8 protein-coding genes and 1 pseudogene are annotated in these 12,423 nt (G+C 51.7%); 4 read left to right on the top strand and 5 right to left on the bottom strand.

The window, feature by feature from the left end; translation table 11 throughout:
* Nucleotides 1-83 precede the first annotated feature (83 nt).
* Together I2123_RS10125 and I2123_RS10120 are read left to right on the top strand one after the other, a co-directional pair.
* Nucleotides 84-1,805 carry a sensor domain-containing diguanylate cyclase gene (locus tag I2123_RS10125; protein ID WP_112168826.1) on the top strand — a complete coding sequence of 574 codons (1,722 nt, stop codon included), beginning with the start codon at nt 84-86 and terminating at the stop codon, nt 1,803-1,805.
* 185 nt (nt 1,806-1,990) lie between these two features.
* Nucleotides 1,991-2,233 (top strand): DUF1480 family protein, encoded by a 243-nt coding sequence (locus I2123_RS10120; protein WP_112168825.1) that lies wholly within the window; start codon nt 1,991-1,993, stop codon nt 2,231-2,233.
* 44 nt (nt 2,234-2,277) lie between these two features.
* On the opposite strand, the gene I2123_RS10115 is transcribed toward I2123_RS10120, so the two are convergent.
* From I2123_RS10115 to I2123_RS10100, 4 genes are all read right to left on the bottom strand, one after another.
* Nucleotides 2,278-2,928 (bottom strand): C39 family peptidase, encoded by a 651-nt coding sequence (locus I2123_RS10115; RefSeq protein ID WP_213052355.1) that lies wholly within the window; start codon nt 2,926-2,928, stop codon nt 2,278-2,280.
* Between the two features lie 144 nt (nt 2,929-3,072).
* Complete coding sequence (locus tag I2123_RS10110) at nt 3,073-3,465, bottom strand: ASCH domain-containing protein (protein WP_112168823.1); 393 nt, start codon at nt 3,463-3,465, stop codon at nt 3,073-3,075.
* A gap of 97 nt (nt 3,466-3,562) precedes the next feature.
* Nucleotides 3,563-6,403, bottom strand: a complete 2,841-nt coding sequence (locus I2123_RS10105) for a WG repeat-containing protein (protein WP_213052354.1) — start codon at nt 6,401-6,403, stop codon at nt 3,563-3,565.
* A complete protein-coding gene (locus tag I2123_RS10100) occupies nt 6,403-9,180 on the bottom strand; it encodes a WG repeat-containing protein (protein ID WP_213052353.1) in 2,778 nt (925 codons plus the stop codon). The genes I2123_RS10105 and I2123_RS10100 overlap by 1 nt, the downstream gene beginning before the upstream one ends.
* Before the next feature lie 516 nt (nt 9,181-9,696).
* On the opposite strand from I2123_RS10100, the gene I2123_RS10095 reads away from it, so the two are divergent.
* Both I2123_RS10095 and I2123_RS10090 read left to right on the top strand, forming a co-directional pair.
* Entirely contained in the window at nt 9,697-9,954 is a 258-nt protein-coding gene (locus I2123_RS10095) for a DUF1883 domain-containing protein (RefSeq protein WP_213052352.1), read from the top strand.
* A gap of 272 nt (nt 9,955-10,226) precedes the next feature.
* A complete protein-coding gene (locus tag I2123_RS10090; RefSeq protein ID WP_213052351.1) occupies nt 10,227-11,405 on the top strand; it encodes a M20 aminoacylase family protein in 1,179 nt (392 codons plus the stop codon).
* A 7-nt stretch (nt 11,406-11,412) separates the two neighbouring features.
* On the opposite strand, the pseudogene I2123_RS10085 reads toward I2123_RS10090, so the two are convergent.
* Nucleotides 11,413-12,110: pseudogene (locus I2123_RS10085) on the bottom strand (extensin-like domain-containing protein).
* Between the last annotated feature and the right edge of the window lie 313 nt (nt 12,111-12,423).

Here is a 12,423-nt window from a genome sequence, read left to right as displayed (position 1 = left end):
TGACATTGCTAGTGATATATCATTTTTATAAATGAATCATAGTGCCTGATGTTGAGTAAAGACCTGCCAGTCGGAGAAGTATCATGTCGGATCAAATGAAACTCGAATCAGCAGATGGACTGCTTTTACAGGAAATGGCCAGTCTGCGGGATATCATCGATAACAATTCTGACTGGATTTGGGAAGTCGATGCACAAGGACGTTACGTTTTTTCCTCGAATAAATGCATCGAATTTCTGGGAGTCCCGCCTGAAGAAGTCATTGGTAAAACCCCGTTTGATTTTATGCCGCCTGACGAAGCTAAGCGCGTCGGTGAGCAGTTTGCTGCGATTGTCGAACGCCGTGCGCCCTTTGGCGGATTACTCAACCGTAATATCCGCCCGGATGGAACGGAGGTTATTCTCGAAACCAGCGGTGTTCCGTTATTTGACCACGACGGTAACTTTCGTGGTTATCGCGGCATCGACCGTAATCTGACCAATCTGGATCAGGCTCCCGGACAACGTCTCTTCCAGCTGGAATCCATTTATTCAAACGCGCCGGTTGGCCTGTGTTTCATCGATCTGCACATGCGCTATGTGACGGTGAATGACGCTATGGCGAACATTATCGGTCTGCAACCGTTTGAAGCGATTGGTCGTAAAGTCGGCGTTTTCCTCCCCGGCCTCTCGCCGCTGCTCAATAATGCGCTGGAACTGGCGCAGCGTAACGAGCACACACCTGACCGCGAATTTTCGGTTCCTGGTAAAAACCAGGTTTTCTTTGTACGCATCAAAGCCGCTTATGACGCGCAAACTCAGCTGAGCGGTCTTTCTGTAGCAATGACCGATATCACCAGCCTGAAGCGAATGGAGAAGGCGCTGCGGGAAAGCCAGGAGCATTACCGTAATATGGTCGAACTGAACCCGCAAATTCCGTGGACAGCGGATCCGCGCGGTATGCTCAGTGACGTCAGTTCACGTTTTCAGCGCATCACGGGCATGACCCGTCAGGATATTCTGGCCGATAAGTGGATCCAAAGTATGCACGTGGAAGACCGCCGTGCCGCCGTGCAGACGTGGGAACAATGTCTTAAAACCGGCGCACCGCTGGATATCGAAGTGCGTTTTTGCCACGTTGACCGTGGCTGGAACTGGATGCGAATTCGCGCTGCGGCGAGCTATGCGCCGGACGGCTCCATCCAGCGCTGGTATGGCACGGCTGAAGATGTTCATGAGCGAAAACTGCTTGAACTTAAACTGGTGAAAGCCAACCGCCGTCTCGAAATTCAGGCACGCACGGATTCGCTGACCAAATTACCTAACCGCCGTGAATTCAAGAAAGTGCTGAGCCACGAATACATGCGTGCGAAGCGCAATCGCACGCCGCTGACGGTGGTGATGATCGATATCGATTATTTCAAACATTTCAACGATCATTACGGCCATTTATCAGGCGATGCCTGTCTGCGTCTGGTTGCCCGAACTCTGCGCAGATCGCTTAAACGCAGTACGGACGTGGTTACAAGATTTGGCGGTGAAGAGTTTGCGGCTATTCTGCCGGATACCGATTTGAAAGGTGCCTGGATTGTCGCCCAGCACATCATGGAATCCATTGAAACGCTGGGTATCAAACACAGTTTCAGCGAATTTAACCGGGTAACCATCAGCCAGGGCATCGCCACCTATATGCCCGATCAGGATCCCGGCCTCGACGATCAGTCAGATATCGTCAGTGCAGCCGATGAGGCGCTGTATTTATCCAAAAACAACGGCAGAAATCAGATTAATGCCATGCCGGTTTCAGTCAGATTTAATCCGCTTTAAAGTTCCCTGCAAAGCCGGAACGTCTGTGCGACGCCCCGGCTGTTCATCAGATTGATCCCACTTTCCTCACGCTCATAAAAATCTTATGGCACTTTTTGTGCTGTCGACTATTCTCAAATAAGGGCGACTAACTGGTCGTACCTGATGTTGTTCAATTTTCTGGTTTATCTGGCAAGGAGTACCCGATGGCAAAATCGAATATAAGAATTGGCAGTTACGAAATTGATGACGCGCAGTTATCCACGCCGGAAGCGAAAGGCGGCGATATGGTGCACATTCCATGCAAATCAGATCCTGATTTGTGCATGCAGCTTGATGCGTGGGATGACAACACCAGCGTGCCGGCGATTCTGGATGGCCGCCATTCAGTGTTGTATAAGGAAAAGTATGACAAGCAAAACGATGAGTGGATTATGAGACTGGAGTGACACAGCATGGCGAACGGGACGTTGTTCGCCATGCCGCCATGCGGTCATTCCCCGGCTGCCACCAGTGAAATACCCCGACCGGCAAAAAAGCGCGAAAATTCATCCACTGATAAAGTAACGTCCCGCTGTGATGCAACATCATGGCCGGAAGGATTATGAAAGGTCACAGACTGCGCATCGGCGCGGGTGACCAGCACCAGATGCCCGCCCTTGTGGGGTGGTGAAAAATTGGGCACGCGGATAGACGGATGGACAGACGCGATGAAAAAACGATGCTGCTCCAACTCTGCCGCAATTTGTTCAGTATCCATATCCACTCTGACCTGTGCACTCAGCCCTAACTCTTCCCGAACATACTCAACAAAAGGCGCATAAATCAGGCCTTTGATATTTTCACCTTCGCGAACATACGCACCATACGGCAGGCTTCTCTGTGTGAGATTTAATATCGGCACGACTTTGCCTGAGGTTGCTGCCAGAACCATCTTCAGGCAGCACATTCCGCAGACATGATTCGCCCACTCGATAAACTCTTCCTGCGTGGAAGCGCCTGACTCTGGCCAAAGCGCAATATCCCTGAGGGTAATGTCTCCGGCAATGATCCCGGCCGCGGAGTCAGGGTCTTCCCACTGACTAAAATAAGGGATACCGGAACGGGTGGAGAAGGCGGTTAGATGAACAGAATTGGCAGACATAACGGTTTCCTGAACAGGAGGCGACGACATCAGGGGTTTATAAAAATAATTAAATACATTAACTTAAACGAAGAGCCTGGCGGAAAAATCATCCTAATGAAGAAAGTTCAGGCCCTGGATTGTAGCCGGGCCTGAACAGAGAATTTAGAATTTCTCCACTAGCTTAAACTTCATCAACAACAGCGGCATAGTTGGCTCAAACATTTCGTACTCTTCGAAGAAACGCTGATGCTCTTTGCGCCAGTAAGCCAGTGTGCGGTCACCCTCGCCTTCTTCGAATGCATGTTGCTCAGTCACCTGATCAAAAGGTACCTGCTTCACCTCGGTCAGCTGCACGGCGCAAACCGGATTGTTGCGACCATCAACCACGACAAAGATCTCGCCGGCCTCGGGTTCAGGATCGTCGTCGAGGTTAGAACAGGTTGCTGTTTTAGTACCGTCGATAACACGCTTGGCCAGTTCATCCGCTGATGACTCAGTATCACCAAACGACCAACGTTCTGCGTCCCTGTATTTTAGTGGGATCTGCGGGATCATAATTTATCCTTTCAATTGAGATAGTTCACAGCCATTACCTGTAAACATTAGCACAAAAAAACCCGCCGAAGCGGGTTTCGGACAGAGAAGGCACGCACTATTTCGTACAGTTTTCTGGCATAGCGGGCGGCCACTGTCGTGAACTCCCCGCACCGTACAACACGGAAATACCGCATTCTTTGTCGACGCGTGCCAACGGTTTCCCGGCCTTATTGATCATCATGGACATTGCCGGCGTGGAGACTACGGCAACGCCGCTGTCAAACGGCGACACCGCACTGAAGACCGGCGGAATGACGAAGTTACCCTGCGCATCGACAAAACCATAGTTCTGGTCAATGCGGGCAAACGCCAGACCGTCAACCGGCAGGCCGAGATCGGTATAGGCGACACCTTCAACCGGTTTACCCTGCGCATCAATCCAGGTTTTACGGCCATCTTCATGGGTGAGTACCGCGTGTCCATCCGTCATGCGGCTGGCATGTCCCTGAACGGTCAGAACCAGCTTGCCTGTGTTATCCACGTAGCGTGTCGAAGGCACACCCTCGAGGGCGTCATACGATACAGACCATGCGCTGGCAACAGGAAGCGCCCACTGACCCTCGGGCATTGCAGCGACACGTGCACCTTTATCGTCAATTAACTCTGCACTCGCCGTGGTTGAACGCAACGCTCGCCCCTGTTCGAAGGCAGAGCCCTCAGTCTCTGCGACGGGCTGAATCTGCCATTCACCCTGCGCATTGAGATAACCTTCCTGCGGTTGGCGTGAAAGTTTCACCCAGTCGCCAAGTGCACTGATGTGGGTCTGCTGTTCGTGCAGCTGAATGTTACCTGCGGCATCCAGCAGCCAGGACTGGCCTGCAGCCGACGTTGCTAAAATCCGGCCATCAGTGAACTGTGTGACGGATAATCCCGCCGTCGGCGAAATACGTGTTTTTGCATCATTACCGATGATTTCAGCGAGGACGCCGGATTGAGGTTGATCGGCTACGGCTGGCTGAGTCAGCAACCACAGCGCGACATTAATGCGCTGCACTTTGGCGTATTTGGCTTCCACCAGCATTTTACCCTCACCCTCCACAATGCCCCATAAGCCGTTGGGCATCTGAACTTCAGCCTGATCATTAGCGTAATTACCGACAGTTTTATACGCTGGCTGGGAAACAGATTTCTGGGCGTTCGCATCAAAAATCCCCCACAGCGCGCCCTCTGCAGCCGTTTCATGGTAGCGGAACCAGCCATTGCCCGCAGATTGAATCTCAAACACGTTTGGCAGATCATAGTGTTTGCCAGCGTGATCCATCGCAGTCAGCTTGCCATCAAGATAATCCAGCGCATAACCTTGAACGAAAGGTGAAATATTATCTTCGGTGAGCGGGATTAGCGTCTTACCCTGCGCATCAACCACACCCGTTCCATCAGCAGTGACCACAATGAACTGTCCGACGTTTTGACTGCTGTCAGCGGATTGAATATCCAGCCATTTTGCTTCCAGCTGAAGCGAACCATCAGGGCGCAGGAAACCGGCTCCGCCCTTACCTTTATTGCCATCAGGGCGGATTAACGCCAGAGGTAATTGCGCCGAGACGGGCTCAGCGCCGACGTTCAGAGGTTCAATATGGCTGTCGCCCAGAGTAGTGATGCTTTTCTGGCTCAGCAGCGCTTTACCCGCGGCATCAACCACATTCAATACTTCGCCCTGATCATTACGCAGCCACAAGCGATGATTAATCACATCGGCACTGGCAATTTGCGCCAGCCATCCTACATTTTGTGTGCCGCCAATCATGCCGCCAGACGGTGCCACGATCGCGTTAACTTTTTTCTGGTCGCCCTTAGTCGTTACCAAAAAATCACCGGTATTTTGCCCCAGCGGTTCGCTGGCGGCAGGCAATGTCAGTGGCTGTTTGCGGCCCGGTACATAAAGCGTAATGGCGTCTTTAGCCAAGGGATTCAGAACATAATCGCCAGCTACGCGTAATGCGGAAACCTCAGCGTCGCTGAACGTCGCGATTACAGCCGCAGAGTTATCGAGCAATTTGATACCGTCGGCGGTTTTCGCCAGCCAGAACGCGCCGGTCTCTTCACTGACCGTCAGGTACTTTTGCTTATCCTGGACGCCATCGGCACTGATCAGCGTAATGCCGTCGGCATTTTTCGCCAATGCCACGGCTGGATTGCGAGGATCATGTGTAATAGCGGAATACTGTGGCTGAATGCGCCAGGTGAGATTCTCGTCGGCAATGCCATAGCCTTGGGTCGCATCAAACGCGATAAACAAACCCTCGGTCCCAAAAGGCTCGACGACTTCCATTTTGTCAGTCGCCACGTGGCGGACACCATCCGGTGAAAGTAATACGCTTTTGAATGAAAGCCGCAGACGTGCAGGTATCCCATCGGTGAGCAGCGCTTCATCAACCAGCTCATCAAAAGGTTTACCGGCTTGTTCGCCCTTTCTGTTGACCAGTTGCGGCTTTCCAGCCTGCACGACAGCCGCCAGACCCGACTTCGTGAAAGGCTGCACGCTGTCAAAGGTCGGCTGGATCAGCCAGTTACCCGTCGTATCAATAAAGCCCCATTTACCTTTCTGCTTCGCGGCAGCGGCACCGTTTTGATAATCCCCGACGTCGTCGAAAACGGGTTTGATCACCAGTTGACCCTGATTATCTAAAAATCCCCAACGGTCACCGTTTCCCGCCGCTGAAGGCAGAAACACGGCAGCGCGCCCTTCATGCACATCACGCAGGCACAGGTTTTGCGCCAAAGGCAGCGCATTTCGGGCCTGAGTCTCCGTTTGCGACGATGGCAGCAATGCAGAACAACTGGTCGCGTCAGCCGCCATCACTGGTGTTGTTAGCGTCAATAAGGCCAGCGCGCTGGTGGTATTAAACGCACCAGAGAGTGCGCGGTGCAGCCTTGAAGGTTTACTAACAATCATTAATTGCCTCCGTTACTGCAAGCAGGCGCTTTTGCGGGCCACAGATAAGCGCCTTTGGCATCAACAATGACCCGCTGATTACAGCGAATCTGAATTTTTGCCTGAACGGCACCTTCAGCGTTGAGCAGGCTGACAACACCTTTTCCACCAGCCCATGCGTGTTTCTCGCTAAAGTCACCAGCCCAGTCAAACTTAGGCAGCACAGCGAAACGGCCTGTCGGATTGATATAACCGAATAAGTTGCCGTAGGTCGATTTCTTCATGGCGGCGGCGAAATTATTATTCATAGCACCGACCTGATCGAAATAGGCACCGATCAGTTTTTTGCCCTGCTGATCAACAAAGCCAAACAGACCTTTATCGTTTCGCATTGGGATCACACCCGAGCTGGCTTTATCAGCCAGCAGGCTGCCCAGCCCGGCGAAGCGCTGGACTTCGTTGCCGTCGTTATCGTAGAGCACCGTTTCACCGGTAGCATCGTCATTCATAACCAGACGCGTAAGGGAGTTCAGCGGCTGCGCCTGTTCAAAACCATCCAGCGGTTCACCGCCGTGATCGTTAATAAGCGTAGTTTGACCGTCGCTGTTTGCACGGCTCCAGTTAAGCGGCGCAATGAAACTAAACGCTTCGGTGTACAACGGCTCGATCTGCCAGTCACCCTTACCGTTGATTGCGCCAAAGTGCGGGGAGAAATTGAGCATCACCCAGTCTCCTTCGACGGAGCTTGAGGAAGCCGCAATGCCTTTACTCAGTGGCGCACGCCCCGCATCATCGAGCAACGCGACACCACCTTCAGCAGGCTTAACCAGCCAGTGGTTCTCACCCACCCTTTGCGGGCTGGCAAGTAAGTCAGTGGCCAGAGCCAGACCGTTTACAGCGCTGTAGAGCCCGTAATGGCTGGCAACCGCGCCGCGCTCGCCGGGTTGATCGTTATCAGCGATGGTAAACATACCGTCGCCAACGTACTGAGGTTTGCCACTGCGGTCTGCAGAGGGGGGAATGGCCCAGGAACCATCACGGTTAATCACGCCCCATCCTGCATCAGCTTTCGCTAACGCATAACCATCGGTGAAGGATTCGATTTGTACAAACTGAGGCGCAGCTTTAATTCCTTTACTGGCGATATCCCATAAGCCCCAGCGCCGCGCGTCATTATCACCTTCCGTGTAATACAGCAAACCGGCAGACAGACGCTGTGCGTTTTGCTCAATATTTGCAGGCACTTCAACCGCATTGCCGTTGCGATCGATTAAACGGCGCGTCTGAGTATTGTTACTACTATCAACGGCCCAGGTGTAATCGCCGCTGAACGGAGTAATGTCGGAATAGGTAGGCTGGATAACCCATTTACCTGCTGAATCCACCGCGCCCACTTTTTTGCTTTGAGTACGAATAATCAGCGGACCCTGAGCACTCTCACTTTCAGCGGTTGCACTTTCAATCGCGGCCCACTGAGGGTCTGAGAGCACAGTACCCTGCGAGGTAAGAATGGCGGGGGGTTTGCTGGCATCGGAAGGTTTCAGTAGCGCCCAAGGCAGATTGCGCGATACATCACTGTTGCCGGCGGGTAATACAGGCGCGTCATCAATCATCGCGCTCGCCGCCAGCGGTTGCAGCTGGTAATCCTTCAAGGCAGCAAGCGTAGGATCATTGAGCAACGCTACGCCGTTGTTATCATAAACCTGTACCACCTGAAGCGTTTTACCTTCGTTTTGCGTCACCCAAAGGCGGTTACCTTGTTGCAATAACTGTGGCTTGTTGGCTTTGACGGTCACAACCTGATTATCGGCACCGATAATCATCACCCCTTTACTGCCTTGCCCAACGACAGCCTTACCCCAGACCAGAATGTTCTCAGACTGATCGGCAGTAATATCCTGCACTTTTTCGAGCTTGCTGTTCAGCAACTGTTTCGAGTTATCGTTCGTTGTCACCAGCCAACTTCCTGAGGACAGCGGACGAACGGATTTGTACTGATCTTTACTCAGAGAAACACCCTGACGATCAACAAAAGCCCAGTCATTCTTGTTTTTCACCGCAACCACATCACCGTTAAGCAATGGTTCGTCGCGGGTTTTGAGAATCATTGGGTCAATGGCCCATTCACCATTTTTATTGAGATAACCCCAGAAACCGTCGTTGGCCGTATCGCGTTTTTTGGCCGGAATCAGCCCGGACTGCGGCAAATCGAGCGCCATGACATCATCGGGTAATGACAGAGAACGATCGGTGGAAGCGTTCCACAACGCAGGGGAAACCTGAATTTGTACGCTTGCAAGCGCCTGACCCTGCATAAAACCGTTGGTGTCCAGAGAGGCTGCAAATGGCAGCGTTTTGATGACTTGCCCTTTGCGGTTGATCATCGCCAGACGGTTGTCCGTAACCACCAGCGCGGTACCCCGCGCATTAAAATCGGTGGCGCGTGTGAAACTTGGCTCAATCGCCCAGTTACCTTTTTTATCGATATAACCGAACTTGTCGCCCTTTTTGACAGCGGCTACGTCATTCACAAACCCGCGCGCTTCACTGAAAGCAGGTTTAATGACCATATGCCCGGTGGTGTCGACAAAACCCCACAACGGTTCACGGCTCAAACCTACCTGAACAGGTGAAAGTCCCTGCTGGAAGGGTAACTGGCAGTCTTTTGCCGTTTTTGCATTGCTACATGCCCGTAACAGCGCATCATCCGCATGTACCGGCAGGCTAAAAGTCGCGTTCAGAATCAACGCTAATGCACTGAAATTTCTGAAGTGTTTGAATGTTTCGGAGCAAATCATCCGATGCCCTTATGACTGAATAAGATTAGAAAGTGTAGCGCACACTCATTTCATGACCCGCTCAACCAGCGGGTTTGACGGCAAAAAATCCGATAATAATCAATTTCAAGCGTGCACACATGCCAGACCCCATAGGGTGTCAGCTTGCGAAAGAAAAAGCAGCTATTTTATTACTCTGTAACGAATGAATATGCGTAATCACTGGCGTTCACGATATCCCATGAATGTTACCTCCCGGATTGTTTTTCTTACCCGCTGTTAACCGACCTTCCACAACACGCTCTGGTGACAAAAGTTTAAGCACTTTCGTTAACAACCAAGCGACGACTTATTCACGAAACTTTGATGGAATCTTATAACTATTGATTAAGGTCATTATTTCGCCACCTTTAGTCTGCTTTTATAAGTTAAAGCACGTTATGTGACTCACATCACTCCCAGCCTCTGCGGCTTAAATCCTGGCAGTGTCCGGTTACAGCGTATTTCAGGTACTTCACTTATCATTGAGGGAAAGTCATGCCAATTGTTCGAACCAGATTAAGTCTGTTTGGAGGCGATACTGTCGTCATACGTTGTTCAGAAAAATGTCACATCCATCTGATGTGTGAAAATGACGCAGAGCAAAAGGGCCGTCACACCGGTTTCGGCGACGTCCTCACCGTGAATAATCAAAACACGGCTTATGTCGGCATCCCTTATAAAGGGATCTGGAGTGTCCTCATTGATTCTCAATGTGACTCCCTCGAGCATTCAATTACCTATCTTCCTGCCTGATTTCCATCCCCCTCTTAAAAATGTCTTATCTGGCAGGCCACTTTTCGCCTGCCAGATATTCCCAAATCGCGTTGGCGGCTGTCTACAGCACAAATCATTTTTTGGACGATGTCGCGGAAAACACTTTAGCCAGTTACATCAGTTACATAGCGGTATTGAATTGAACATTCCAGAATCGATATAAACCTTTTCATGTGCGTTAATTAGTGATTGCCAGCCCTCATCGCGCACTGCATTCTGTTTGAACTCACAGGCACAGACAGATACTTATAATGACTCACAAAACACTTTGCACTCTCGATGACGTGGTCGATCTCGAGCCGGGGTTGCGTGAAATTCGCCAGCACCTGCATCAACATCCCGAGCTTTCCAATGAAGAATCCGCTACTGCGGCATTAGTCGCGGACAAACTGCGCGCACTTGGTTATCAGGTCACCACCGGCGTGGGCGGATACGGCGTCGTGGGCACGCTGAGGTCCGGCCCGGGCACTCGCAGTATTGGCATTCGCGCAGACATGGACGCTCTGCCTATCACTGAACAAACCGGTGTCAGTTATGCCAGCCAGACGCCTGGCAAAATGCATGCCTGCGGTCATGATGGCCACACCTCAATGCTGCTTGGCGCGGCGGAACAACTGGCACGTAGCAAAAACTTTTCTGGCACTGTTCATCTCATTTTTCAGCCTGCAGAGGAAATCGGTTTCAACAGCGGTGCCGAACGTATGCTGGCTGAGAAATTGTTCGATCGCTTCCCCTGCGACGCCGTATATGGACTGCACAACCATCCGGGGTATCCGGTTGGGAAAATGATGTTCCGCTCAGGGCCATTTATGGCCGCCTGCGATACGGTAAATATCACTATTCATGGCAAAGGCGGACACGCCGCACGTCCGCATATGGCCGTGGATCCTATTCTGGTCGCCGGAAGTTTAGTGGTCTCATTGCAATCGATCGTTTCACGCAGCATTGACCCGAATGAGACGGCGGTCGTTACCATCGGCTCACTGCATGCCGGCCATGCTTCGAATGTTATTCCGGAAACAGCGCGTCTGGAAATGAGCGTCCGTTCGTTTGATGCGGGCGTGCGGAAAATCCTCGAAGATCGTATCCGCACATTAGTCGAAAACCACGCCGCGGGTTATGGGGCGCGTGCCGAGATAGACTATGTGCCGGGATATCCGGTTCTGGTCAATCACGACAGGGAAACTGCCTTTGCATGCGAAGTGGCAAAAGAGCTGCTGGGTGAAGAGAACGTCGTGGAGAACTTGCCGCCGATTTCAGGCAGTGAAGACTTCGCCTATTTCCTGCAACAAAAGCCAGGCTGCTTCCTGCGACTGGGGAACGGCGACAGTGCTGCGCTGCATAATCCGGCTTACAACTTTAACGATGAAAGCCTGACATTTGGCGCGGCTTACTGGACACGTCTGGTCGAGCGGTATTTAGCAGATTAATGTTCTGTTAACGACAGAAACCAAACCAGCGCAAGCCAAGATGGAAATGATTGGCGTGCGCTGTGTTGTAATCCGGTCCGATTGAATTTCCGAAGTACGGGCAGCTTTGCGTAAAAAGTGTATGGATAAACTGCCCTTCATCACCGGTTTGCGGCCATTGCTTCAAGACCGTCAGCTGTCGCCCGTCTTCAGCCAAAATCCGGCGATATCCAGCGCTTCCGCCGTCGCATGTTCACTCAGCCTGGCATTCGGTTTGTTATAAATATTGCGACAGGCATAACTGCCCAGATGATCGATACGTACCAGCGGTGAACGCAGTGCTTCACTTGCCAGTGGCTTCGCCACCTGAGAAACAAACATCGCGCTGCTTAGCGCGAGACGACAACTGGCCAGATAACTCGAACTCAGTGACACATCCCCTAATCCCCGGACCCGCACCGGATCCTTCAGCGGACACTTCCCGCCCATATTCCCGACAGGCGTAAACTGAATCGCCCCCGCCGCTTGCGCGCGTTCGAGCGCCTCAAGGCAGGCTTGCGGATTATTATCAAGACGGCGGAGTTTATAACGAGTAATGAGGTTCGGAGAATCACTGACAGCGAGTGGCGCCAGAGGGTTGTAAGCCGGAGGGATACGCTCAGTAATCCACGGCGCACACAATATAAGGGCAATCATAAGAACCGTCAGGCCAATCCAATATCGCATAACTCTCCTTTATGACGGCCGATGCAACCCAATTTATTTCTTCTGCACAGACCGGAGTTTATCGATAAAAAGATAGCGGTTATACGCTCAATGTAAACCCGCCATCGGCAGAGTTACATCTCCGGAACTAAACTTACTCAGATTTGACATAACCCTACATTCTGTTTGATACCTTAGATTTCGAAGACAAAGTTTCTTCTCCTGTGTCCACTGTGAACTGTCCTTCATAGTGCGTAAGACCCTCGCTTTAACCCTTTCAGCCCGCCCCGAGCGGGCTTTTTTTTGGCCTGAATTTCAGCGGTAATTGCACGCA

This window comes from Rahnella inusitata (assembly GCF_018288855.1).
GTDB classification, from domain to species: domain Bacteria; phylum Pseudomonadota; class Gammaproteobacteria; order Enterobacterales; family Enterobacteriaceae; genus Rahnella; species Rahnella inusitata.
Note: the sequence above shows the minus strand (reverse complement) of the source record. Positions and strands in the feature narration are given on the sequence as shown.

Excerpts from the sequence above, each read along its gene's own strand:
- I2123_RS10125 (WP_112168826.1), top strand. The coding sequence starts at position 84 with ATGTCGGATCAAATGAAACTCGAATCAGCAGATGGACTGCTTTTACAG.
- I2123_RS10120 (WP_112168825.1), top strand. The coding sequence starts at position 1,991 with ATGGCAAAATCGAATATAAGAATTGGCAGTTACGAAATTGATGACGCG.
- I2123_RS10115 (WP_213052355.1), bottom strand. The coding sequence starts at position 2,928 with ATGTCTGCCAATTCTGTTCATCTAACCGCCTTCTCCACCCGTTCCGGT.
- I2123_RS10110 (WP_112168823.1), bottom strand. The coding sequence starts at position 3,465 with ATGATCCCGCAGATCCCACTAAAATACAGGGACGCAGAACGTTGGTCG.
- I2123_RS10105 (WP_213052354.1), bottom strand. The coding sequence starts at position 6,403 with ATGATTGTTAGTAAACCTTCAAGGCTGCACCGCGCACTCTCTGGTGCG.
- I2123_RS10100 (WP_213052353.1), bottom strand. The coding sequence starts at position 9,180 with ATGATTTGCTCCGAAACATTCAAACACTTCAGAAATTTCAGTGCATTA.
- I2123_RS10095 (WP_213052352.1), top strand. The coding sequence starts at position 9,697 with ATGCCAATTGTTCGAACCAGATTAAGTCTGTTTGGAGGCGATACTGTC.
- I2123_RS10090 (WP_213052351.1), top strand. The coding sequence starts at position 10,227 with ATGACTCACAAAACACTTTGCACTCTCGATGACGTGGTCGATCTCGAG.